The sequence below is a fragment of the Microcystis aeruginosa NIES-2549 genome (assembly GCF_000981785.2).
GTDB classification, from domain to species: domain Bacteria; phylum Cyanobacteriota; class Cyanobacteriia; order Cyanobacteriales; family Microcystaceae; genus Microcystis; species Microcystis aeruginosa_C.
The window spans coordinates 356,959-382,781 of the sequence record NZ_CP011304.1; the positions used below are offsets into that span (position 1 = coordinate 356,959).

The 25,823-nt window shown below is 44.5% G+C and carries 19 protein-coding genes; 10 read left to right on the forward strand and 9 right to left on the reverse strand.

Annotation, left to right across the window (positions count from 1 at the left end):
* Window positions 1-248: 248 nt before the first annotated feature.
* The gene (locus myaer_RS01790) at window positions 249-1,202 is read left to right on the forward strand and encodes a tetratricopeptide repeat protein (protein ID WP_046660714.1); all 954 of its coding nucleotides are present in this window, start codon (window positions 249-251) and stop codon (window positions 1,200-1,202) included.
* A 14-nt stretch (window positions 1,203-1,216) separates the two neighbouring features.
* Here the strand turns inward: myaer_RS01790 and myaer_RS01795 are convergent, their stop codons facing one another.
* Window positions 1,217-4,144, reverse strand: coding sequence for a DEAD/DEAH box helicase (locus tag myaer_RS01795; RefSeq protein ID WP_046660715.1), 2,928 nt, complete (start codon window positions 4,142-4,144; stop codon window positions 1,217-1,219).
* A gap of 340 nt (window positions 4,145-4,484) precedes the next feature.
* On the opposite strand from myaer_RS01795, the gene myaer_RS01800 reads away from it, so the two are divergent.
* The 3 genes from myaer_RS01800 to myaer_RS01815 all read left to right on the forward strand — a co-directional run bounded on the left by myaer_RS01800 (window position 4,485) and on the right by myaer_RS01815 (window position 6,936).
* The gene (locus tag myaer_RS01800; RefSeq protein WP_046660716.1) at window positions 4,485-5,417 is read left to right on the forward strand and encodes a diguanylate cyclase; all 933 of its coding nucleotides are present in this window, start codon (window positions 4,485-4,487) and stop codon (window positions 5,415-5,417) included.
* Window positions 5,414-6,196, forward strand: coding sequence for a transporter substrate-binding domain-containing protein (locus tag myaer_RS01805; RefSeq protein ID WP_046660718.1), 783 nt, complete (start codon window positions 5,414-5,416; stop codon window positions 6,194-6,196). Before myaer_RS01800 ends, myaer_RS01805 begins: the two co-directional genes overlap by 4 nt.
* 203 nt (window positions 6,197-6,399) lie before the next feature.
* A complete protein-coding gene (locus myaer_RS01815; protein ID WP_046660720.1) occupies window positions 6,400-6,936 on the forward strand; it encodes a tetratricopeptide repeat protein in 537 nt (178 codons plus the stop codon).
* Between the two features lie 55 nt (window positions 6,937-6,991).
* Here the strand turns inward: myaer_RS01815 and myaer_RS01820 are convergent, their stop codons facing one another.
* The gene (locus tag myaer_RS01820; RefSeq protein ID WP_046660721.1) at window positions 6,992-8,791 is read right to left on the reverse strand and encodes an SLC13 family permease; all 1,800 of its coding nucleotides are present in this window, start codon (window positions 8,789-8,791) and stop codon (window positions 6,992-6,994) included.
* Between the two features lie 4 nt (window positions 8,792-8,795).
* On the reverse strand, window positions 8,796-11,576 hold the full coding sequence (locus tag myaer_RS01825; RefSeq protein WP_046660722.1) for a cation-translocating P-type ATPase: 2,781 nt from the start codon (window positions 11,574-11,576) through the stop codon (window positions 8,796-8,798).
* Window positions 11,577-11,835: 259 nt separating this feature from the next.
* Between myaer_RS01825 and pds the strand changes: the two genes are divergently transcribed.
* Together pds and crtB are read left to right on the forward strand one after the other, a co-directional pair.
* Entirely contained in the window at window positions 11,836-13,266 is a 1,431-nt protein-coding gene (gene pds, locus myaer_RS01830) for a 15-cis-phytoene desaturase (protein ID WP_046660723.1), read from the forward strand.
* A gap of 105 nt (window positions 13,267-13,371) precedes the next feature.
* On the forward strand, window positions 13,372-14,304 hold the full coding sequence (gene crtB / locus myaer_RS01835; protein ID WP_046660724.1) for a 15-cis-phytoene synthase CrtB: 933 nt from the start codon (window positions 13,372-13,374) through the stop codon (window positions 14,302-14,304).
* 63 nt (window positions 14,305-14,367) lie between these two features.
* On the opposite strand, the gene myaer_RS01840 is transcribed toward crtB, so the two are convergent.
* Window positions 14,368-14,844: a hypothetical protein gene (locus tag myaer_RS01840; RefSeq protein ID WP_046660725.1), complete on the reverse strand. Its 477-nt coding sequence runs from the start codon at window positions 14,842-14,844 to the stop codon at window positions 14,368-14,370.
* Window positions 14,845-15,101: 257 nt separating this feature from the next.
* Here myaer_RS01840 and myaer_RS01845 point away from each other — a divergent pair, with 257 nt between their 5' ends.
* Complete coding sequence (locus myaer_RS01845; protein WP_046660726.1) at window positions 15,102-15,344, forward strand: hypothetical protein; 243 nt, start codon at window positions 15,102-15,104, stop codon at window positions 15,342-15,344.
* Window positions 15,345-15,403: 59 nt separating this feature from the next.
* On the opposite strand, the gene myaer_RS01850 is transcribed toward myaer_RS01845, so the two are convergent.
* The 5 genes from myaer_RS01850 to myaer_RS01870 form a co-directional block, all read right to left on the reverse strand.
* Window positions 15,404-16,096 carry a pirin family protein gene (locus tag myaer_RS01850; protein WP_046660729.1) on the reverse strand — a complete coding sequence of 231 codons (693 nt, stop codon included), beginning with the start codon at window positions 16,094-16,096 and terminating at the stop codon, window positions 15,404-15,406.
* A gap of 141 nt (window positions 16,097-16,237) precedes the next feature.
* Entirely contained in the window at window positions 16,238-16,666 is a 429-nt protein-coding gene (locus myaer_RS01855; RefSeq protein WP_235614795.1) for a hypothetical protein, read from the reverse strand.
* A 47-nt stretch (window positions 16,667-16,713) separates the two neighbouring features.
* Window positions 16,714-18,375 carry a purple acid phosphatase family protein gene (locus tag myaer_RS01860; protein ID WP_046660731.1) on the reverse strand — a complete coding sequence of 554 codons (1,662 nt, stop codon included), beginning with the start codon at window positions 18,373-18,375 and terminating at the stop codon, window positions 16,714-16,716.
* Between the two features lie 76 nt (window positions 18,376-18,451).
* Complete coding sequence (locus myaer_RS01865; protein ID WP_046660733.1) at window positions 18,452-20,194, reverse strand: ABC transporter ATP-binding protein; 1,743 nt, start codon at window positions 20,192-20,194, stop codon at window positions 18,452-18,454.
* A gap of 16 nt (window positions 20,195-20,210) precedes the next feature.
* Window positions 20,211-20,402 carry a hypothetical protein gene (locus myaer_RS01870; RefSeq protein ID WP_046660734.1) on the reverse strand — a complete coding sequence of 64 codons (192 nt, stop codon included), beginning with the start codon at window positions 20,400-20,402 and terminating at the stop codon, window positions 20,211-20,213.
* 860 nt (window positions 20,403-21,262) lie between these two features.
* On the opposite strand from myaer_RS01870, the gene myaer_RS01875 reads away from it, so the two are divergent.
* From myaer_RS01875 to myaer_RS01885, 3 genes are all read left to right on the forward strand, one after another.
* Complete coding sequence (locus myaer_RS01875) at window positions 21,263-22,585, forward strand: CmpA/NrtA family ABC transporter substrate-binding protein (protein WP_046660735.1); 1,323 nt, start codon at window positions 21,263-21,265, stop codon at window positions 22,583-22,585.
* 144 nt (window positions 22,586-22,729) lie between these two features.
* Complete coding sequence (gene ntrB, locus myaer_RS01880) at window positions 22,730-23,557, forward strand: nitrate ABC transporter permease (RefSeq protein ID WP_046660736.1); 828 nt, start codon at window positions 22,730-22,732, stop codon at window positions 23,555-23,557.
* 230 nt (window positions 23,558-23,787) lie between these two features.
* Window positions 23,788-25,794 (forward strand): nitrate ABC transporter ATP-binding protein, encoded by a 2,007-nt coding sequence (locus myaer_RS01885; RefSeq protein ID WP_046660737.1) that lies wholly within the window; start codon window positions 23,788-23,790, stop codon window positions 25,792-25,794.
* Window positions 25,795-25,823 lie beyond the last annotated feature (29 nt).

The window sequence follows — 25,823 nt, forward strand, 5'->3', positions numbered from 1 at the left end:
TAATTGCTCGGTGACAATCTTTCTTTTATTAGTTTATCGCAGCCCCGACCTCTAGAGACATAGACCAGTCCTAGACTGTGGGGTGTAGGGTGTATTTTCAGTGAACAGTGAACAGTAAACAGTAATCAGTGAACTGAAAACTCACATCTGATAACTGATAACTGATAACTGATAACTGATAACTGACTCCTGGATTTGACAGGCTGTCTGTTGATCGATCGAGAAAGTTTCCTCAGAATTGGGAGTATATGCACAAAGATACTCCTATGTCAACGGTTTTGAAAAATTTTCTTCCTCGCCTCGGTGGATTGGTTATTGTTGCACTGCTCTGCTCGCTTGTGCTGGGGGGATTGCCTCGGCAGGGAAAAGCAGCTCAATCAGTACATTTATCCTACTGGTTGCGATCGGGAATTGAACAACTAGAGGCGGGTAATTATCAGCAAGCTTTGCAGGATTTCAATCAGTCGGTCGAACAGGAAAATAACTTGGCCCTAGCCTACAGTAATCGCTGTTTAACTGAGATTTATTTACAGGATTATCTGCACGCGTGGCAAGACTGCACTCGCTCTTTACAACAGCAATCCGATAATTATCTAGCCTATTTCCATCGGGGTTTAGCTTTTTATCGTTTGGGAGATTATCCACAGGCGCTGACCGATTATAACCAGACTATCCGACTAAAACCCACCTATTATCAAGCCTACTATAATCGGGGTTTAGTTCAGGCGGCCATGAAAAATTATCCCCTTGCCCTAGCCGATTTTAATCAATCCTTGCGTCAAATTACTAACCAGCAACCCGACACTTTAGCCACTATTTATAATGATCGAGGTTTATCTCATTTAGCCCTCCATAATTTTACCTCAGCCAAGGCGGATTTTAATCAAGCTCTCCGGTTAAATAAAAATAACGCCTCAGCCTACTATAATCTAGCTTGTACCGCTCACCAATTAGGTGAATACGACCGATCGATCGCCGATTTAAATCGGGCGATTGCCATCGATCCTTTTTATGCCGATGCCTATATTAGAAGGGGATTACTGCGGCATCAATTGGGTTATTATCAATCGGCTTTAGCGGATTTAAATCAAGGAGCAAATCACCTCTATCACCAGGGATTGCACCAAAATTATCAGCAAATCCTCGCCCTAATTGAGCAGATTCACCAACAGTTACTTTCCCTACCATCTCCCATTGTTTAAAAGAGAGATCAATATTATAAAGGAAAGCGCTTCATGGCTGTGACGGCGAGACGGGCATTATCTTTAAGGACTTGGGAAACCCGGGGAATTTGGGGAATTTGCCAGAGAACATCAACGGTGCGCCGCAATAATCGCACTAGATCTCCCTCATCGAGGCTAGTATTTTCGCACAATTCTGGCCAGGATGTCCCCTGGGCCCAACGGGAGGCAATCCCCATCAGTTGGGTTTCTAACCAGACGGGAATAGTGATATCGTAGCGAGATTGAGCTTGATAGAGTAAACGGCGAACTTCTCGCAGACCGGGGGAATTTCCCTCTCCTTGTCGCAAAATATCGATAACTTCTGGCACAGGCGGGTAATTGCACCAAGTATCGGGGCGAGGGGGTTCCGTAATCATGGCGCTGATGGCGGCGGCTAGTTGGCTAGGAGTCAATCTGTCCAAATCTCCCGACATCATCGCTAATCCTAACCAGAGTTCATTTTCCCCGCGAATAGTGGCCGCCGCTTCTCCGAGGGGGGTGGGCAAATAACCCTCTAATGCCTGAAATTCTCGCAAAATCTCGATTAGATTCAGAAATTCTTCCCAGTAGTAGGATTTACGCGATTGTTGTTTTTGGTATTTAATCTGGGTCTTGTGTAACTTATCGCGAGCAAGCTCTCGATCGTAGTATAATTTCATCAATCGCCCCGGATTTTTGCGTTTTTGCAGGGGATGAGCGGCAATTTGACTATTGACAATTTCAAGTCTTTGTGCTTGGGTTTCCAGTTCCGCCACTGGTGGGATGCCCTGTACTTGTTGGGGGATTAAATCGGCGATCGCCTGAGTATTTTCCTCACCCTTGCGCCACCCCCCTAGGGAAACTGCTTCTAGGGAAGGGGGTATCAGTTCGCCTAATGCCGCAGGAGCGAGAAAACCTTGATCGATCTCGCTAATATCGGCATAGGCGGCTAAATACCAGCGATTATCACTGCCTAAACAAACAAGGGTTCGCACTTGACCGGCTCCGTGCAGGGTGTTGACAAAGATAGCGGGGACGGGGACGGGAACCTTAATATGTTTGCCCTTGAGATGGAGGATAGTTCCGACGGGAATATTCGGCAATTTTAGATGTATTTCCTGTCTTTTCTGGGCTTCTGACTGACTAGCGATGATTTTATACAGTCTTTCTTCTTCCCGCAGTCTTTCCCGTAGCTTTTCGTAACTAAAGACCTGCTCTCGTTCGATTCCGGCTAACTCCATATCCAACTTAGCTAATTCGGTGGTTAAGGCGGTAATCTGTTGTCGTTCGGGGCTTAACTTCAAACGAGCGAGATATTCGGCGAAACTGCGCTCTAAGAGGTCTTTTACCTCCTCTAGACTGTGTTTTTGCAGGAGATTTAAGACCATGCCGTAACTGGGCGCAAAACAGCTTTGCAGGGGTTCCGGTTGGGCGGTGGCCAGAAAAGCCGCTTCTTTTGCCCCTTCAAAGGGCGTTTGTACTGTCACCACATGGCCGACTGCGTCCATTCCCCGGCGACCGGCCCGGCCGGCAATCTGGACAAATTCCGAGGGAGTCAGCATACTATGACCATCATCGGTGCGCTTGGAGAGGGCCGAGATAACGGTGGTGCGGGCGGGCATATTAATCCCGGCCGAGAGGGTAGCGGTGGCAAAAACCACCTTAATTAAACCGGCTTCAAAAAGTTGTTCGACTAATTCTTTCCAGAGGGGTAAAATCCCAGCATGGTGAACACCACAGCCCCGGGTGAGGGGTTCCACTTGGTCGGCGCGCACCAGTTGGGAAGCACTGGCTAGGAATTCAAACAGTTGATTTTTCGTCTCGGGGTCGGCGGTTAAGAGGCTGAGGAGTTGCTCGTCAGACTGGGGGTTATTAGCGAAAAAAGCCAGTAATTTTTGCTGTAGGGGCGGATTTTCGACGGCAAAGAAGGAAAGGGCCAGTTCTTGCAGATTGGGATTATCTTCCAGAAAGAAAATGAGTAAACGGTAGTAAATGGCTCTTGCTTCTTCTTGATTAACGAGATTGAGGTTTTTTAGCTCTCGAATCGCCTGATCGCAACCTTTACGGCTGAAAATGACGTAAATGGCTGGGAGCATATCCTTGTCCCGCAGAGTGGTGACAATCGAGGCAATGGTGGGACAATCTTCTCGTTTTAAGCGTCGGGAGCTGCCCCGAGGGGCTTTAGGACGCAGTTTCGGGTTAACTTTGCTCTGTTTTGGGTCGAGCAGCGGGAATAATCCCTCTTTATTGACGAAATAAAAGCGCAGGGGGACGGGACGAAAATCGGAGTTAATTAGCTCGCAGCTGGAGGTCTGTTTATTGTCGCCGGATTGGGGCAGTTGCCGCACCCAGTTAATCCAGTCGGTGAGTTCTCCCGGGTTGCCGATGGTGGCGGAGAGGGCTACTAATTGGATACTAGGGGGACAGTAGATAATTGATTCTTCCCAAACGGTGCCGCGACCTCGATCACTGATATAGTGACATTCATCGAGAACCAGGGTTTCCACGTTTTCTAGGGAAGTGCCTACCTGACCAATCGGGGTTTGGTACAGCATATTGCGAAAAATTTCTGTAGTCATGACTACAATTAATGCTGAAGGATTGATCACCACATCGCCGGTAATTAATCCCACTTCCGCAAACAGCAGCGGGGAATCCTCATCGCCATCGGTGGGGGTACGACCGAATTTTTCTTGAAAATCCCGGAATTTTTGGTTAGAAAGAGCTTTCAGGGGAGTGGTGTAGAAAACCCGTTTGCCCCTTTCTAGGGCGCGATAGATAGCGTATTCTCCGATTAAAGTTTTGCCGGAACCCGTGGGAGCGCAGACAACCACTGATTTACCGGCAGCAAGAGCAGCGATCGCCGATTGCTGGAAGTCGTCGAGTTTAAAGGGAAAAATGGTTTTGAGATCCAAAGAAGTAGGGTTTAGGGACTCTTTCACGTCAAGTCTAAGAGGAGAAATTTTTTTAATTGTGGCTATTCTGACTGGCTTTTTTTATTCTAGTCGAAAAAAGCAGACTTCTAGAAACTAGGGATAAGCTTAACCTTTGGGGGTGATGCCCAATCCCATCATACTTCATCTGTATAAGAAATGCTGTAAGCTAAGAGGTATTTAAACCGCTTATTCTTAGATTAGCAGGATCTCTCCCAATCCCTTTGCTGTTGACTCTTGCCTCTTGCCTCTTGCCTCGTCTCAACAAAAAATTTAAATTACGAACAGCTTATCACTAATAATTGTCTCTCTATTTTGTCCTTAGCTTGATTAATTATACTTACTGATCATGATTAAGTTTCGTCCTCAAGACTGTCTAGTTTTAGTGGTTGATGATGTCAGTAAAAATCTAGAATTGGCTGTGGAGATTCTTGATTCTGCTGGTTATGAAACTGCTTGCGCTAGTAGTTTTCAACAGGCAATAGAACGAGTAAAAACTGCTAATCCTGACCTAATTCTTCTTGACTTAATAATGCCAAAAAAGCGGGGGCTAGAACTTTGCCGAAGACTAAAAAGCGATAATTTATACGCTCATATACCGATTATTTTTGTAACAGATAGTAAAGAAAAAGAAGATATTATCAATGCTTTTAATTCTGGGGCTTTGGACTATATAACTAAACCCTTTCATAGTTGGGAACTGTTAGCCAGAGTTAAAATTCATTTAGAACTAAAAAAAACTCAAGAAGAATTAAAAAATATCAATTCTCAACTAGAAAAGCTAGTCAGAACTGATAGCCTAACTGGGGTAAATAATCGTCGAGAGATTCTCGCCTTGGGCGAGAAAGAATGGCAACGATGTCATCGTTATCATCGTTATTTTTCGGTTTTAGTCATCGATATAGACCATTTTAAACATATTAACGATACCTTTGGTCATGTCCTGGGAGATAAAACTTTAATTACTATCGCTGGGGCAATTAAAAACTGTCTGCGTCAAGTGGATAGTTTTGGGCGCTTTGGGGGCGAGGAATTTGTCGCTATTCTCCCAGAAACTAATCTTGAGGATGCTGGAACCTTAGCCCGGCGCATTTGTCAAGTAATTAACCAGCTAAATCTTGAAATTGATCGACAAAAAGTGCGAGTTACTGCTAGTATTGGTGTGGCAACATTTAGCCCCCAAGATAATAATCTAGAAACGGTGATCGAGCGGGCGGATCGTGCTATGTTCGCCGCTAAAAATCAAGGTAGAAATCGAGTTAGTCTAGGTAAAACAGTATGAAAAATTTGTTATTTATTCTTGGTTTTTTGCTCTTAGGTGTAGCCCCAAGTTTTAGCGCCGATCTCGATACAATTATACGCCGGGGAAAATTAATTGTCGCTGTCAAAAATAATCTCCCTCCCCTCGCTTTCCTTGATTCCCAGGGCAATCTGCAAGGATTGGAAATCGACATCGCTAAACGTCTAGCGGCAGAAATTCTCGGTTCTGACAGTGCTATTATTCTTAAACCCGTTAGTAATCAAGAACGTTTACAGGTGGTGATTGATGATCGAGTAGATTTCGCGATCGCTCGTGTGGCGATTACTCCTGCACGTCAGCGCTTAGTGGATTTTAGCCCCTTTTATTACCTCGATAGCAGCGGTTTTGTGACAAAAAACCCGCAATTGCAGCGTTTAGAAGACTTAGCTAACTCTAGAATCGCCGTACTCAACGGCTCGACGACAATCGCCCTTGTGCGTTCCAATTTACCTAACGCTACCCTGCGCGGGGTTGCTTCCTATCAAGAAGCTTTTAATTTACTGGAAACGGGGGAAATAGACGCTTTTGCGGCTGATAATAGCCTTTTAACTGGTTGGGTGCAGCAATTCCCCAATTATCGTCAATTACCGATCCAGTTGGGGGCGATCGCTCTAGGAGTGGTTCTCCCTAAAGGTTTACAGTACCAAAGTCTCCGAGAACGCGTCAACCAAGCGATCGAGCGGCTAGAATCCTCTGGCTGGTTAGTAGAACGGGTGAACTATTGGGGACTCCCCCAGAGAATTCGCGAAATGGGGAGATAGGGTGATGGGGTGTGGGAAGTGGGGTGTGAGGAGTGGGGTGTGGGGAGAAGGGAGTTTTTTGCTGTGAATAGTGAACAGTGAACTGAAAACTCACATCTGATCACTGATTACTGATCACTGATCACTGATCACTGATAACTGACTAAATCCTGCTATAATCTGATGGAATAAGTATAAAAATATTAATTGCTCGATCGCTAATTATGGAAGATACCCTACCGCTTATTTACGTTTCTGGATTGCTAATTTTCGTGATTGGTTTAGGAATTTTTGTCATCGTGCAAATCTTTAAAACCCGTCGAGTGGAAGGAACCTTTAACAAGCTACAAAAGAAATTGCAAAAAGAAAAAGGTACAGCTAAAGAATACTATGAATTAGGGAGCCTTTATCTGGATAAAAAACTCTATGTTCAAGCCTTGAGTTTACTACAAAAGGCTTTAAAAATGTCTGAAGAAGAAAGCATCGAACCAGAAAATCAAGCCCTAATCTATAATGCGATCGGTTTTTCCTATTTTGCCCAAGAACAATTAGAATTAGCGATTCGTAACTACAAAGAGGCAATTAAACTTTATCCTCAATACTCGATCGCTCTCAATAATCTTGGCAATGTTTACGAAAAGAAACAAATGGCTAAGAAAGCTCTCGAAACCTACGAAGAAACTCTCAAATTTGATCCTAATAATACCGTAGCGAAAAAGCGCGCCGAATCCCTGCGTAAACGCTTCGCCGAATCGAAATAGTTTTGACTACTGATCAAATTCTTTTTAGAGATCGAAGAATCTTCGATCTCTTTCTTTATTTCAAGCCATAAAACACCACGATTAAAACTGGGGTTAAAATCGTCAAAATTAAATTTAGGGGCGCACCCAAACGGGTAAAATCGAGGAATTTATAGCCGCCTGGTGCATAAACCATGGTGTTAGTTTGATAGCCAATCGGTGTTAGATAACTATTAGAAGCAGCAAAGGTGACAGCATACATAAAAGCCAAAGGATTTAAACCCAAAGTTTTCGCCACTTCCACGGCGACGGGAATCATTAACACCACGGCGGCGTTATTAGAGAGGATTTCAGTTAAAACTGAGGTAATTAGATAGAAGAAAACTAATATCCAAAACCCCGAAAGATGGCCGCCGATAGCCACTAAATTATCTGCTAACCATTTAGTCGTTCCCGAGTTATCCATGGCAGTACCCAGGGGAATTAAACCCGCTAATAAAAAGATAATATCCCAACGAATGGAACCATAGACTTCCCCCGGTTTTAGACAGCCAGTAATTACCATTAAAACCACCCCAACTAAACTGGTGACGAGAATTGGTTGAATATCAAAAGCAGCAATAATAATCACCGACAAAGTAATTATTAAAGCAATCATGCCTTTATCCTTTCGCAGGGATTCGATATCTTTTTCTTCTAAGACTAATAATTCTCGCGTGGTTTGTAACCCAATAAAACTCTGTTTTGGTCCCTGAACTAAGAGCAAATCGCCAAACTTTAAAGGAATTTTCCCCAATCTTCCTTGTAGTAATTCCGAACCACGCCGAATCGCCAAAACCGTGGCATTATAACGCTGACGGAATTTTAGATCTTTTAAAGTTGTCCCAATTAAACGGGAATTAGAGAGAATCAAAACCTCGGCTAATTTTTCCTCACCTGTAGTAATTACCGATTCAATATCTCCTTTCTGAAATTTGACATCGGCAAAGATTTCTAAACCCCGTTCATCTTTGATTTTTAATAGTTCTTCCCGACTACTGTGAACGATTAAAATATCGCCAGCATTGAGAACTTTATCGGCTAAAGGTTGGGGTAAATGTACCTTATTTCTGATTAATTCCAACACATCAAAATCAAACTTTCTTTGTAGTCCACTTTGGTATAAAGTTTGACCGATAAGATTAGAACGAGGGCTAATAATTACCTCACTCAGATATACTTTAGAACCGTAATCATCGTCTAAAAATTCCCCTGTGGAAGATTTGCGATCGGGTAGTAATTTCGGGGCAAAAATTGTTAAATAAATCAACCCTGCTAAAAAAGTTACTAATCCTAAAGCAGTGAATTGAAATAAGCTAAATTCCCCATAACCCAGCTTGGCAGAAATACCACTAGCGAGAATGTTAGTAGAAGTTCCTACCACGGTAATCATCCCCGCTAAAACCGTGGCGTAGGAAAGGGGAATTAATAACTTAGAAGGAGAAATTTTTTGTTTTTTACACCAATCTTCGACGATGGGTAAAAAGATCGCCACCACTGCCGTGTTATTAATAAAAGCACTAATCGGCCCCACTAATGCTCCTAGGACAAATACCTGTTGGTGGGGACTTTTGCCACCCCAAACCAGCAAGCGATCGCGAATTACTTGAATCACTCCCGTGCGGGTAATTCCGGCACTAAGCACAAACATCGCCATCACTGTTACCGTGGCAGAATTACTAAACCCGGCGATACCTTCTTCGGGAGTAACTAAACCCAAAAGAATCAGGACAATCGCCACGCATAAAGCGGTTAAATCTACCGGTAGCCATTCCGCCACGAAAGCGACTAAAGCAACGACTAAAACCGTTAAAGTCAGAATAATTGGTGTTGGCATTGATTTATTTTTTCGTCATGAACCAGCGAATAAATAACTTCTCCAACTCGATCCAAACAAACATTAAGGCACTAAATCCAAAACAGATTAATAATTCCGTGCCACTAATCCATTGAGTGCCGAAGAAGCTTTGTAGAGGAGGAGCATAAATTAACAACAATTGTAGGATCGTTGTCAAGCCCACGGCGGCGATAATGTAAGGATTAGAGAAGGGATTCATTTGCACAGCTAACTGGGTATGGGAACGCACCGCTAAAGCGTGACCCATTTGTGCTAAACAGAGGGTAGTAAATACCATGGTTTTCCAGCGTCCGGGATCTCCGATTTCGGGGGTTGCCTGAGTATATTGGTAAGCCCAGTACATCATAATAATGGTGAGAATGGCAAAGACGATGCCGATGCGAATCATATACCAACCCAACCCGCGAGCGAAAATGCTTTCCCGGGGGCTAAAAGGTGGACGTTTCATCACATTAGGTTCGGCGGGTTCCATTGCCAGAGCAAGAGCCGGTAAACCGTCAGTAACAAGGTTCATCCAGAGGATTTGCAAGGGAGAAAGGGGTACACCGCCTAAACCGAGCAGAGGAGCCGCTGCAATGGTTAAAACCTCGCCAATATTACTGCCGAGAATGTATTTAATAAAGCGCCGAATGTTACTGTAAACCACGCGCCCTTCTTCAGTGGCAGCGACGATGGTGGCAAAATTATCATCCAGCAAAATCATATCGCTGGCTTCTTTGCTGACATCGGTTCCCGTAATGCCCATGGCGATGCCGATATCCGCTTGTTTTAGTGCCGGAGCATCATTGACTCCGTCCCCCGTCATGGCGACGAATTTGCCCCGTTTTTGCAAAGCTTGGACGATTCTCAGCTTATGTTCGGGAGAAACGCGAGCATAGACGCTCACACCATCTACCTCTGCCTCTAGGTCATTCTGAGACATTTTTTCTAATTCTTTACCCGTGATTACTCGCTCCCCGGCAGCAGCAATGCCCAATTCACTGGCGATCGCCTTGGCGGTTAATTGGTGATCCCCGGTAATCATAATCGGACGAATTCCCGCTTGACGACAGAGGGCAACCGCTTCTTTAACTTCTTTGCGGGGTGCATCGAGCATTCCCACCAATCCCAACCAAACCAAGGATTGTTCTTCACTATCTTCTCTTTCCGCTTCCGGCACTTCTGTCATCGGTTTATAGGAAAAACCTAAGACTCGTAGGCCATTACCCGCCATTTCGTCATTTTGTGCCAAAATACGGCTTCTTTGTTCAGCTGTTAAGGGTTGACTTTCCGCCCCAACTTGGATCAGAGAACAGCGTTCGAGAATTAATTCCGGTGAGCCTTTGGTAAACATTAAATAGGCAGAATCCCCCAAACCTAACTGGGCATTCTCACAGATTACTGACATTCTCTTTCGTTCGGAAGAAAAGGGAAATTCGCCTAAACGAGGGCTTTTTGGTTCCAATGCTTCCCGATATAGTCCTCCTTTACCCGCCAACGTCAGTAAAGCTCCTTCGGTGGGATCGCCTAAAATTGACCATTCTTGCGCTTTATTTTGCAAAAGTGCATCATTACACAGCACACAAGCCGTTAAAATTGCCTGTAGTTCGGGATCACTTTCACTCGCGCCACTAAACTCCCCGATGGGCGCGTAACCTTCCCCCGTGACAGTAATGACATGGTGGGAAGTATTGACTTTCTGCACCACCATTTTATTTTGAGTTAAAGTTCCAGTTTTATCGGAGCAAATCGTCGTTACCGAGCCTAAAGTTTCCACTGCCGGCAATTTACGGATTAAAGCTTGTCTTCTCACCATTCTCTGGGTTCCAATTGCCAAAGTCACCGTCACCACTGCCGGTAAACCTTCGGGAACAACGGCCACAGCCATACTGAGGGAAGTTTCGAGGAATGATTCAAAAAACTGCCAACCAAAGCGAATTACACCGCCAATGACAACTATAGCCACTAAAGCTAGGGAACTACTCACTAAAACGTTACCTAACTGCGACATTCGCTGCTGTAGGGGAGTTGGTTCACTTTCTACTCCTTGCAACAAAGCGGCGATTTTACCGATTTCCGTGTCCATTCCCGTCTTGGTAATCGCCACTTTCCCTCGCCCTTGTACTACTTCTGTACCCTGATAGACGAGGTTAATGCGATCGCCTAAAGAGGCATCTTCAGGTAAAACCTTCTGTGCTTGTTTATTCACCGATTCCGCTTCACCCGTGAGGGCAGCTTCGCGAATTTGCAGGTTTTGTGCTTCTAATAATCTGCCATCGGCGGCAATTTGTACCCCCGCTTCCAGTAACATGATATCCCCGGGGACAAGTTCCTTGGCCGCCACTTCAAAGGTGCTACCATTACGGATAACCCTGACTTTCGGCGAGGATAACTGCTTAAGGGCGGCTAATGCCTTTTCTGCCCGACTTTCCTGTAAATATCCTAAAATACCGTTTAAAATAACAATCGTAAAAATAGCGATCGCATCTTTGGGAAATTCCCCTTTTTTCAGATCCAAAACTGCCGAAACCACCGCCACGGCAATCAGCATCACTAACATGATGTTAGTAAACTGTTCCCAGAGAATCATTAACGGGCTACGTCCCCCCGTTTCTTTTAGTTCATTTAACCCGAAAATATCCTTTCTTTTAACAATTTCGTCCTCGATTAAGCCGGTTTCCCCATTGGTTCTCAGTATTTCTAGGGTTTGTTCGCCAGTTAAATTATGCCAAGCACGATTATTCTCTATTTCCGAGACTTGAGGTGACGTAGTGGGAAAAGTCATAGCGATCGATTGAAGAGGGTGTACGCGTGAACTAAAAAGGTAAGCGAATTAAGCTAATTACATATCACAATATCAGTTATCAGTTATCAGTGACCAGTAAGCAGTTATCAGTAAGCAGTCAGCAGTTATCAAGGAAGTGGGAAGATAGGGAGAAGGGGGAAAAAGCTGAAAAGCTGAAAAGCTGAAAAAAATGTAACGAAATGTGAAGTATAATAGCGAATGTGATAAAGACAAGACATTAGAGAGTAGATAGGAAACGATGCGAGTTGCGATCGCTGGTGCGGGACTAGCCGGATTATCTTGTGCGAAATACCTTGTCGATGCGGGACATACGCCCATCGTACTGGAACGTCGCGATGTATTAGGGGGAAAAATTGCCGCTTGGAAAGATGCCGATGGGGACTGGTACGAAACCGGTTTACATATCTTCTTTGGCGCTTATCCCAATATGCTGCAATTATTCAAAGAATTGGGCATAGAAGATCGCCTACAGTGGAAAGAACACTCGATGATCTTCAATCAGCCGGAAAAACCGGGGACTTATTCGCGGTTTGACTTCCCAGATATTCCCGCCCCAATTAACGGTATTGTTGCCATTCTCCGCAATAACGATATGTTAACTTGGGAGGAAAAAATTAAATTTGGACTCGGTTTAATCCCTGCCATTGTTAAAGGCCAAAGTTACGTCGAGGAGATGGATAAATATTCTTGGTCGGAATGGTTAGAGAAGCAAAACATCCCGTCTAGGGTAGAAAAAGAAGTGTTTATCGCTATGTCGAAAGCCCTAAACTTTATCGATCCTAACGAGATTTCCGCCACGATTCTACTAACAGCCCTCAACCGCTTTTTACAGGAGAAAAACGGCTCAAAAATGGCTTTTCTCGACGGTTCACCCACGGAAAGACTCTGCCAACCTTTAGTCGATTACATCACCGCTAGAGGTGGCGAAGTGCGCTTGAATGCCCCTTTAAAAGAAATTCTGTTAAATGGAGATGGCACGGTTAAAGCCTTCTTAATGCGCGGTTTAGACGGTGGGGAAGATTATCTTTTTGAAGCCGATCTTTATGTGTCGGCAATGCCTGTAGATCCTTTAAAAGTTTTACTACCTAAACCTTGGCAAGAAGATAAATTCTTTCAAAAATTAGAAGGATTAGAAGGGGTTCCCGTTATTAATTTACACCTTTGGTTTGATCGCAAACTAACCGACATCGATCATTTATTATTCTCCCGTTCACCTTTACTCAGTGTTTATGCTGACATGAGCAACACCTGTAAAGAATACGCCAACCCCGATCGCTCGATGTTAGAATTAGTTCTCGCTCCCGCTCAGGATTGGATTACTAAATCCGATGAGGAAATTATCGCCGCGACGATGAAAGAATTAGAAAAACTCTTTCCTCAACATTTTACTGGCGATAATCCCAGTCAATTGTTAAAATATCATCTGGTGAAAACTCCCCGATCAGTTTATAAAGCCACCCCCGGCCGACAAGCTTATCGACCTTCTCAGAAAACTCCGATCGAGAATTTTTATCTCGCCGGTGACTATACCATGCAAAAATATTTAGGAAGCATGGAAGGAGCGGTTTTATCAGGGAAATTAGCGGCAGCAGTGATCAGCAAAGATCACCCCGCAGCACCGCTAAACCCGAATAAAATCCAATCTACACCAGTGTCCAGCGCTCGTTAATTCTCTGGCTAGGGACTAATGACGAAAATGGCCTTGAGTGAGACAATGCTATATCATTAGCCACAGTTCGCCGTTAATCTAAGTCAATCATTCCGCCCCAGCAGAATGCTCCAATTGCCAAAACCGACCCACCCCACCAAACCCCTCGTCTCCCTTGCGGAGTCCTACGAACTCTGTCGCCAGATTACAGAGAAGTATTCCAAAACGTTTTATCTCGGTACTCTCCTGATGCCGAAAGCAAAACGTCAAGCGATCTGGGCAATTTATGTCTGGTGTCGTCGTACCGATGAACTGGTCGATGGCCCCCAAGCCCGGTTAACTACCTCTGAAACCCTCGATTTATGGGAAAAACAGCTAGAAACCGTCTTTTCTGGGGTTGCCCTCGAGGATGCCGATGTCGCTCTCGTGGATACTCTAGAAAAGTTCCCCATGGATATCCAACCCTTTCGGGATATGATCGCCGGCCAACAGATGGATCTCTATCGCAGTCGTTATCAAACCTTTGATGAACTAAAACTGTACTGCTATCGGGTGGCGGGAACGGTGGGGTTAATGTCCAGCGCGGTGTTAGGATTGGAGGATGGCGATCGCTCTGCTCCTTGGCGACGCCATCAAAGCGTCTATATTCCCCAAGAAGAAGCGATCGATCTCGGTATTGCCAATCAATTAACCAATATTTTGCGGGATGTGGGGGAAGATGTCCATCGTGGCCGGATTTATCTACCTTTAGAGGATTTAGAGCGTTTTAACTACAGCGAAGACGATTTACTCAAAGGGGTTAATGATGACCGTTGGAAGGCGTTAATGCGCTTCCAAATTGAGCGGGCCCGTTATTACTACGATTCCGCCGAAAGGGGGATCCGCGCCCTTAATCCCGATTCCCGTTGGCCGGTTTGGGCGGCTTTACTGCTTTATCAAGGCATTTTAGACGTAATTGAAGCAAATAATTATGATGTCTTCGCCCGTCGTGCCTTCGTGCCTTTACCCAAGAAAATGCTCTATCTACCCGTGGCTTGGTTGCGATCGCAGGCGTTGTAAAAATGCGACGGGTTTTGTCGCTTACCGACTCCACCCGTCAAATCTTACCTAGGGTTTGGTTTTTCAGCGCGATTTAGGAGTCACCCACCAGAAAGGTCCGGTTTCTGTGCAGGGAACATCTCGATCGGTGTCGTAAACCACAAGGCCATCTTGCCGATCCAAAACCAAGGCTTCCCCTAGACGGACGTAGGAGATAAACGGTCCAAGATAGCGGACAACAGGCTCATCGCTACAGGCCGGCAACACCCTCTCGTTAAAATACTCCCATCCCACATCCTCGACGCTTTCATAGTAGCGGATGCCGAGATCATCGATCGCTTTCCCCGGAAAACGTTCTCGGATAGCTGACCAGAGAAATTCTGGCAGCGGTCGATCGGGCGATAATAATGTGGCAGATTTCATGGCTTTTCCCCCTAAAACTAAAGGAAGCGGGAAACTCTGACAAATGCCTATCCTCTCGGGACTATTCGCTTCCGCTCCCCACCTGGCCAATTTTTTGCTCGGGATGGTATCTAAAGCAGAGAGTTCCCTTGTATTCATTGTAACAAATTTCCCCAGAAGGGTTCGTGGCGATACCCTGAGAACAGGTTCTCTTGATTTTTCGTTACAAAGATTGACAAATTTATCCTTTTATTTTGGCGATAATAATAATTACCAGGCGACAAGCCAGAACAAATAGGGACAATAGGGAAAGACGGACGAGGGTGAGACTAACTAACCGGCAATAATGATAGCGAGAAAAGAAGTGGTTTAGTAGTGCCGAATTCTCGTTCCCAATCATTTAGGAGGTAGGAAAGATGACAATTTATGTCACCCGCGAGGGAGATAAACTGGTGGCCGATTCCCCACTGGAATTGGTGGAAAAATTACAACAATGTCAGGGTAAAATGACGGAAACAAGACAGGACTTCATGACTCGGATGGCTGCACAGATGGTGGCCAGCCAAGGCGTTACCGTTCCTATCACCGATCCAGAGAATTTTATCGCCGAGCTAATCCATAACGATTTTCTCAGCGTGGTGGACAGTATTGATGGCTGAAAGTCGGCCGGCAATTGGCGGCAAAACTTAGCCCCTAGGGTCCCTAACACTCAACCCCACTACCCTAGGTCAAAAAGCAAAATTTCCGAGTCTTCTAGAGATTGAATAGCCAAAGAGGTTTCGTCTCTAATTGCCGCTCCATCCCCCGCTCGTAAATGCACGCCATTCAGGGTTATTTGCCCTCTAGCCACCTGTAACCATCCATAACGACCGGTTACTAAGAAATGGGTGAGGGACTGGCCTAGGGGCAAAATTCCCGCGTAGAGATTAACGTCTTGATGGACTTTAACCGCGTTGCCGGCACCGGTGGGAGAGGCGATTAATTGTAGGGTATGGGGAGAAAATTCGATCGCTTTTTGTTCATAACTGGGTTCTAGATTTTTTTGGTCGGGAATAATCCAAATTTGCAGAAGATGGAGGGGATTAGTGGCAGAATGATTAAATTCACTGTGTTTTATCCCTGTTCCCGCGCTCATCCGTTGAATTTCACCGTGTCGAATCAGGGAACCTGTGCCGAGACTGTCTTGGTGTTCTAGTTCTCCCTCCAAAACATAGGTTAAAATCTCCATATCCTGGTGTCCGTGGGTGTGAAATCCTTTTCCCCCAATCACTTTATCCTCGTTAATAACTCTGAGACTCCTAAAATTAATCTGTTGGGGATCATAATATTGGGCAAAAGAAAAAGTATGATAGGTATCTAACCAACCATAGTTAGCGTGGCCTCTTTCCTCCGCTTTGCGTATAGTAATCATCAGTTTTCCTTTTTTTTATCTCTATATTCCCAGTCTATAAAATATTGCCAAAGTTGCATATTCTTTAACCGCTTTTGCAGAAACCCTGAAACCGATTATTCTGCCAATGCACCAATTAGGAATTGAGAAAAATACCAGACTTTAAGGTTTTAAATTTCCTCCTCGAATAAACCAAGTAATTGTGGCGCTGGTAAAAGCAGTGATAGCGACAATAGCTATTTGTTTCCAGTTTTTTAATTCCCCAACTTTCTCGATTAAATCGGGAATTTTTTGGGTTAATACTGCTTGGGATTGAATTGTTCCTTCAATTTTAGCCGTGATAATTTTGACTTCCGTGATTTCTTTGTGTAGGTTAATAAATTGCTTGTTATTTTCTTCTCTCAGGGTTTCTATTTGTTGGCGATTATCTTCCTTTAGCGTATCAATTTGCTCGCGGGTTTCTTCTCGCAGGGAAATCATTTGCTCGCGGTTTTCTTCTCGCAGAGAAATCATTTGCTCGCGGTTTTCCTGTCGCATTGCCGAGAGTAAGTCTTTCAATTCTTGAATATCATTGCTGGTAACAGTAGTCATAGAATTAACCCCAAGAGAATCTATTTAACCGGCACTCTTTGATTTTATTATATTTCACCTACGCTAAAAAGGTCAAATTCATCAAATTTAATTACCTCGGAGTCAGGATAACGAGTATCAAAACGATAACTGCTCACGGTTCCTTTTTCTGTATCTAAAATGCTAAAAACCGTCAGATCATTACTGGCAATATAGGATAAAGGTTGATTAACCCAATCCACTAGAGGAGCAATATTCGGGATAATTGGTGGTAATCCATTGGGATTACCGATGGCCGCATAATTTCTATCGAGAGGTACAGGACGTTTTTTATCACCTAAATGAGCGCCATAACTATTACCAACGTTAGAAGATTCGAGAAAATTCATACCCTTAGAACTAAGAAAACGATTCCATAAATGGGAATGACCATAAAAAACCAAATCAACCTTGGCTGATTCTAATAAGGGAATGAGATCACGAATAATATAATCATTTTCTTGGGGATAATCATAACGTACTGATCTAACTTTTCCCGTGGCATCCCGTTCAATTGTCGGCACAGGATTGGTGTAGGGTGGCACGATATTTCCTCCTAGGGTATGGGGAGGATGATGAAACATGACTACTTTATATTTAGCCTCTTGAAATGCTGGACTATTTAACTCTTTTTCTAACCATTGATATTGAGGACTACCCTGAGCAATTGGCTCAAAAATATGCTGACCATAACCCCAGCGTTCGGGTCTATCTAAATCTCTTTGATTTTCGTAATATCTTCCCCTTGCACTGGGTTCTAAATTGGGATTTCTCCAGATATTAGTAACATATAAAACCACTAAACGAATATCGCCAAAGGTGAGAGAATAATATTTATTTTGAGGCAAAGAAAAAATTTCTTCGTAGGTTTCTGTGTTGAAAGAATTATTTTTTAACCATTTTTCATTAATTGCTGCTGTATCCTCTGCTAGTTGTTTAGCAATAAATTGAGGAATAGCATCTTCAAACTGTTCATTTAAACCTCTGGAATTAGAAAATCTGCCCATAACTTCATGATTACCAATCGCAGGAAATAAGGGGGCATTTTGAATAATTTCTCCCCCTTTATAAATAGTCTGAATACCATTCTTGGTAAGAGTATAATTAGCACGACCTTGTAAACAGGGAAAAAATGCCCCACCGCGACTATCATCAAACCATTCGGAAGCTCGATCGGGTATATTAACTAAATCTCCTGCTAAAAAAACTGCATCTACCTGTCCAATAGTTTCAATAACTTTTTGTAAATTAGCGGCAGTCATGGGCATTAATTGATGATCGGAAGTGAGCAAAATTTTGAGATTAGTTCCTTTTTTGGGTCTTGGGGTAAGAGTATAAATATCACTTCTAATCGCCCTATTTTCCTGAAAACTGGTGACTTGATAGGGAATCCTTTCCCCCGGATTTAAATCAGTAATTTCGGCCTGATGTCGCCAGATTTCTCGATCGGTTAAAGATTGATAAGCTTCAACGGTTCTCGATTGAGCATCTTCTCTGACTCTAGTTAATTTGCTAGTGCGAGCGGGGGCTATTTTCTCTAGTTTTTCCCCGTAGCGCACCTGATGACCAGTGCCAAAAAATTCCGTAAACCAAATCACTTGTATTGATGTTTCGGTGGGTAATTGTAAAAAAGGTTCGGTTAAAAGTTGATCCTTGTTCATTGTCGCTAAAAGATAACTGCTGTACTGCATTTAAACAGTCTTAAGGAGTAATTGAGATAGTCCCCAGCTTAACCGGCAATAACTAGCAGATTCCCTATTTTATCGGCTAATCTAAAACCTTAGACTCTAACTGCTGCCGTTGCCAGAGATTTTGATAGACTCCGGGGACTGCGATTAACTCCTCGTGGGTTCCCATTTGGACAATTTCTCCGCGATCCATGACAAAAATCCGATCAGCAGTGGCAGCGGCCAATAATTGATGGGAGATAAAAATCACGGTTTTTTGGCTTTCTTGGCTGAGATTTTCCAAAATAGCCGTGGCCGTTTGATTATCGACGCTAGATAGGGCATCATCAAGGATTAAAATCGGTGCTTGGATGGCTAAAGCTCGCGCTAAAGAGACCCGTTGACGTTGACCCCCGGAAAGAGTAATCCCACGTTCTCCCACTAAAGTTCCGTATTTTTGCGGGAAATTCTCGATTTCCTCCTGAATTCTCGCTTGTTTGGCTGCCGATTTCACTGCTGGAAAATTCAGCAGCGGATCGCCGTAACGGATATTATCTTCGATGGTGGTACTAAATAAAAAACTTTCTTGGGGAACATAAGCGATCGCTTTTCGCAGCTCTTCAAGGGCAATTCCCGTGACATCTTGATCATCAATAAATAACTGTCCTTCCGCAATATCCAAAAGACGGGGAATAGCGTTAGCAAGGGTAGATTTTCCCGACCTGATCGCACCGACTACCGCTACCATTTCCCCCGGATTAATGGTAAAAGAAAGAGATTTTAAGGCCGGTTCCCTAGCATCAGGATAGGAAAAAGTCAAGGCTTTGGCGGTAATTTTTCCTTGAATATTTTTTAAGTGAATACAATCGGCATTGTCTTTAATTTTAGCCTCGGCTAATAGGATAGTTTCCAGGCGATCAATACTCACTTCTCCCTGTTGGTAGGCCGTAATAGTGAAACCTAATAAAGTAGTAGGAAAAACTAATCTTTCCGCCAAAATTAACAGAGCAATAAAGTCCCCGATGGTGATATTACCCGCTATAATTTGTCTAGTACCGAGGGAAAGCAAGGCCAATAAACTTACATAGGCTAAAGCTTCGACCAGGGGAAAAAGAAAATTACGAGTCTGGACTAAATCTAAATTAGCCTGTAATAATTCGCGATTTCTTTGCTTAAATGCTAGGCGCTCGTTAACTTCTTGGGCATAGATTTTAATCAGGGTAATACCACTCATATCCTCTTGAATTAAATCGCTCAGATGCGATAGTTTTGCCTGTACTTTTTGTTGTTGCCGCTGGAGACGACCACTAAATAACTGCACGGCAATTAACATCAAAGGATAGACAGAAATAGCGGCGACTGAAAGGGGAATATGAATCGCTAACATCACGGGCAAAGTTAACCCATAGGCAAAAAAAGTATTAGCCAAACTAAGCAAAGCAAAACCCACCAGACGACGAATATTATCCACATCGCTAGTGGCACGGTTGATTAAATCTCCTGAAGTTTGCCGAGAAAAATAGGCAGGTTCAAGGGTTAATAAATGCTGAAAGATTTTTTGTTTAAGATCGAACTCTACCTGACGACCGATCCCGAATAATAACACTCTGGATATCATGCGGATAAACCACATAATCGAGGCTAAAGCGACAATGACAATCACATAGTAAATGATTTTTTGGAAGTCAAAAGATTTACTTAAATCATCGATGCTATCCCGGATTAAAAGCGGTATATAAACACCCAAAAGATTAACAATCAGCAAAGCAACTACCCCCCCAGTTACCATTTGCCAATGGGGACGTAGATAATTTGCTAGTTTTTTAATGCGAGAATAAGCCATATTCAGTTATCAGTTATCAGTTATCAGTTAGAACAGGGAACAGGTAAAAGGGGGCATAGATAATCAGTGGGTTATTTTTCTCCTTGTCCTGATTTAGTGGCGGTTTAACATTAGAACCACCCTGGGGCGGTTTACCCGGGGGTTGATCAATTTTAGCTTGATAGCCGCGCTTAAATTTATCATATCGTCTTTCTTGTTTGTCCGACATTTAAGTTACCTCTGTTTGATGCTGCCAAAATTCAATATAGCGAATTTCCTCTGCATTAATCAAAATAAGCCGCCCGCGCATCTAAATTAGTCTAGATCGATAGGGCAACACCAGAATACTGGAACACTGGAACAGCAAGGGTTATCTGCTTTTTAGCTAACTTAATAATGCCCAGTTTAAATTCGTCTTAGCTTATCTTCAATAGTTAAAACTACCCCTTCTAATTCGGCGAACTCATCTAATAAAAGGGAAGCATCGATCGATAATAATATGCTTTTGCCCTTGGCAAGTTCCAAAGCATAACAGAGATTGTCTCAAGCTGCTGGCATCGCTAATACTTGCGGGGATTTTTCCGTAATCGGTAAATAGTAACCGGTAATCAGTGAACTGCAAACTCAAACCCGATAACTGAGTCAAGATAGCTAAAAACCCCCATCGCTCTGCCATGCGTTTCAGACAAATTTTTATGCTTTTATTACATGGCTGGCAATATTTTGTAACAATCTATACGAATTTTCCTGTTGAAGACTGTAAATTTAAGTTAATTGCTTCGGTAATAACCCTGAAATAAACTGATCTTTCTAGCCCAGATGACCAAAAACCGCCCCTATCTATCTATCGACTCCTCAAAACTGTTATGCTTCTAGAAAAAATCTCTTAGACAAAAACTACTGCTAAATCTCCCCAGATGGAGAAGCAAAAGCGATCGAGAGATAAAAATAGTCAAAGCCTCCTTACTGAATCAACAGTTACTTTCCAGAAATTTTCTCGGTTATCACCGCAGTCAGTTAGGGGAAATAATGAGAATTTTTCACCGTTTCATCACCTTTGTTTAGTTTCTAATCACGATTTTTTAGTCCATGAGTAAACTTTCTAGACGTAGATTTATCTTCACTGCCGGGGCAACTGCCGTAGGAACAGCAATTCTCCACGGTTGCGCCACTCCCAATAATACCGCGACCAGTCCCTCCCCGGCCGGCAGTCCTGCCGCTTCCCCCGCTGCCGGTGGAGAAACTCCCGAAGTCACCACCGCCAAACTAGGTTTTATTGCCCTCACCGACGCTGCCCCCTTAATTATCGCCAAGGAAAAAGGTTTATTCGCTAAACACGGGATGCCCGATGTGCAAGTGATGAAACAAGCTTCTTGGGCTGCAACCCGGGATAACCTCGAATTAGGTTCGGCGGGGAATGGCATCGACGGGTCCCACATCCTCAGCCCCATGCCCTACCTAATGACCTTGGGCAAAATCACCAAACAGCCCGTACCGATGTATATTCTGGCACGTTTGAATACCAACGGTCAAGCGATATCGATCTCCAAATCCCACGCGGATTTAAAACTCGACCTCGACAGTTCTAAACTCAAAGAAACCCTCACCAAAGCGAAATCTGCCGGCAAAGAAATGAAAGCTGCCGTCACCTTTCCGGGGGGCAACCACGACCTGTTCATGCGTTACTGGCTATCTGCGGGCGGCATCGATCCCAATAATGACATCTCCCTCATCGTCGTTCCCCCGCCGCAGATGGTGGCCAATATGAAAGTCGGCACCATGGACGCGTTCTGTGTCGGCGAACCGTGGAACGCCCAAATCGTCTCCAAAGGCCTCGGGTACACTGCGCTGATCACTGGAGAATTCTGGAAGGATCACCCCGAAAAAGCTTTCGCCATGCGCGCCGATTGGGTGGATAAAAATCCCAAAGCGGCAAAAGCTTTAACTATGGCTGTTCTGGAGGCGCAGCAATGGTGCAACGATCCCGCTAATGTTAAGGAAATGTGCGAGATTATTTCAGGACGGGAATGGCTGAAAATTGACCCCGCCGATATCTTGGGAAGAATGCAGGGTAATATCGATTTCGGTGATGGTCGCAAAATCGAAAATAGCCCCGTAGCCATGAAATTCTGGGCTGATAACGCTTCCTATCCCTACAAGAGTCATGATACTTGGTTTGTGACTGAAGACATCCGTTGGGGCTATATTCCCGCCGATACGGACATCAAAGCTTTAGTTGATAAGGTTAACCGGGAAGATATCTGGAGAGAAGCCGCCACAGCCCTCAATGTTCCGGCTGATCAAATTCCCACCTCTACCTCTCGCGGTGTGGAAACTTTCTTTGATGGCGTGAAATTTGATCCCGAAAATCCCCAAGCTTACCTGAAATCTCTCAAGATTAAAAAGGTTTAAATCAGTGTTCAGTGATCAGTAACCAGTCAACAGTTAAAGATGATTTGCTCATAACTGGTAATTAATAACTGATAACTGATCACTGATGCTGATCACTGAACCACTGATAACTGATAACTGATAACTGATAACTGATAACTGATTATGGCTGTTTCTATTTCTCGTCGTTCTCAAGGTCCAAAATGGTTAAAAGACCTCAAAAAAAAATTACCCAAACTAGCAACTTCGGCGATTGCTTTATTAATTTTCCTCGTCATCTGGCAAATACTCTGTTTTAGTCCCGATGCTCCCCTCCCTAGTCCCACCAAAGTGGTTAGCGATACCTGGGAATTAATTATTAATCCCTTCTTCAATAATGGTGGCACGGATGTGGGGTTATTCTGGCAAATTTTCGCCAGTTTACAACGGGTGGCCGTCGGTTTTACCCTTGCCGCTATTGTTGGCATCGCTGCGGGTATTTTAATCGGTAGCAGCGCCCTAATTTATGATGCGATCGATCCGATTTTCCAAATCCTGCGTACCGTTCCCCCCCTAGCTTGGCTACCCATATCCCTAGCGGCTTTTCGCAATAACGAACCTAGTGCCATATTTGTAATTTTTATTACAGCAATTTGGCCAATTATTATTAACACGGCTGTGGGAGTCCAGCAGGTTCCCCAAGACTATAAAAACGTCTCTAGAGTGTTAAAATTATCCAAAGTAGAATATTTTTTTAATATTCTTTTTCCCGCCACCGTTCCCTACGTTTTCACGGGATTAAGAATCGGTATCGGTTTATCTTGGTTGGCAATTGTAGCGGCGGAAATGCTGATCGGTGGCGTGGGAATTGGCTTCTTTATCTGGGATGCTTGGAATAGTTCCATGATCAGTGAAATTATCCTCGCTCTGATTTATGTGGGTATTGTTGGTTTCCTACTCGATCGCCTCATGGCCTACATCGCTAAATTAGTTGTACCCGAAGAAAATAAATAAGGCTCTCTTGAGGTTATGGTGATCGGCAAATCTTGTCGAAAAAAGAGCCACACCAAGCGCAATGTATGGTGAACATTTTTCAGCCAATCTCCAAGAGAGCCTAAACAGTTATCAGTAAACAGTGAAAAGACAGTAGTAAACTGCTATTTAATACTGCACACTTAAAAACTCAAATCTGATAACTGATAACTAATAACTGATAACTGATAACTGATAACTGATAACTGAAAATGTCTGCATTTATTGAAGTCGATCACATTGATAAGGTTTTCCCTCTCCCCGATGGCCGTCAATATATCGCCCTAAAAAATATCGATCTCAGCGTTACTCAAGGGGAATTTATCTCTTTAATCGGTCACTCCGGTTGCGGGAAATCCACCCTCTTAAATATGGTCGCCGGACTCGATCGCCCGACGGTGGGAGGGGTGATTTTAGAGGGAAGAGAAATTAAAGGCCCCGGCCCCGATCGCATGGTGGTGTTCCAGAATTATTCGCTGCTGCCCTGGTTAACCGTCCGGGAAAATATCGCCCTAGGAGTTAACCGCGTGCTGCGTCATCTACCGGCTGCTGAACGCAAAAGTGTCATCGAACATAGTATCGATATGGTACACCTGCGCCATGCCGCCAACAAACGACCGGGAGAATTATCGGGAGGCATGAAACAACGGGTAGCGATCGCCCGCGCCTTAGCCCTACGGCCAAAAGTCCTGCTACTCGATGAACCCTTTGGGGCGCTGGATGCGTTAACCAGAGGCAATTTACAGGAACGTTTGATGGAAATCGTCGAAGAAAGCCACGTTACCTGTATCATGGTCACGCACGATGTGGATGAAGCCCTATTACTATCCGATCGAGTGGTGATGTTAACCACCGGTCCGGAGGCCCATATCGGTCAGATTCTCGATGTTCCCATTCCCCGGCCCCGGCATCGTTTAGAAGTAGTTAACCACCCCAGTTACTACTCCCTCCGTAACGAGATCGTTTATTTCCTCAACCAACAGAAGCGATCGAAGAAAGTCGGTCAACCCACCGGTCCAGTGACGGTGATCGGCCAAGCTACCCGACTGAAAACCAATCCCACCATCGGTTTTATCCCCCTCACCGATTGCGCCCCGATTATTATCGCCAAAGAGAAAGGCTTCTTCGCCGAGGAAGGATTAGAGGATGTTATCCTGCAACGGGAACCCAACTGGAAAGCACTCGCCCAAGGAGTAGCCACCGGTCGTCTCGATGCAGCCCAGATGGTGGCGGGAATGCCCCTCAGCATGACCATTGGGGCCGGCAATAAGCCCTCTGTCCCCGTCATTAGTGCTTTGGTACTCAGTCGCAACGGTAACGCCATCACCCTCAGCAATAAATACAGGGAATTGGGGGTAGAAAAACTGGAGGACTTAAAGGGGGCCCTCCTGCAAAGTCCCGACCAAATCGCCACTTTCGGCATGGTTCACCCCGCCTCCATGCACAATCTACTGTTACGCTACTGGTTAGCTAGTGGCGGCATCGATCCCGATAGTGATGTCAATTTAGCCGTAATTCCGCCGCCTCAGATGGTTTCCCTGCTAAAAGCGGGTAATATCGACGGTTATTGTGTGGGGGAACCCTGGAACTCCTACGCCGTTCAGGAAAAATTAGGCTACGTTATCGCCACCGATCTCGATATTTGGCCCGGACACCAGGAAAAAGTCCTCGGAGTCAAGGAAACTTGGGCGGCGAAACATCCCGAAACCCATATCGCCATGGTGAAAGCTTTAATTAAAGCCTGTGAATACTGCGATGATCGGCGTAATCGAGAAGAAATCGTTAATATTCTCAGTCAGTCCCAGTATGTGGGCGTGGATAGCGCAATTATTCGCCCCGGTTTCCTCGATGGTTATGATCGCGGTTTAGGAACTGCCCCCGAAGCCCTATTCCGATTTAATCAGTTTTACGTCGATCAAGCTAACTGTCCGGGCCGGAGTGAGGCCCTATGGACCCTAACTCAGCTTGCCCGTTGGGGTTACGCGCCTTTCCCCCGCAACTGGGTAGAAGTGATTGAACGCGTCCGTCGTCCCGATCTGTTTGGTGAAGCTTGCCGGTCCCTGGGTCTTCCCGATTTGGAACCCGATCGCCACAGTTTCGCCCTCTTTGATCATCTTATTTTCAATCCCGACGATCCGATCGGCTATCTGGAACGTTTCTCGATCCGTCGCGATTATCGCGTCTCGGAAGTTCTCCTCGATGATCCCGTCGCTAATTAATGGTTGTGGTGGGCTTTGCCCACCTTAAA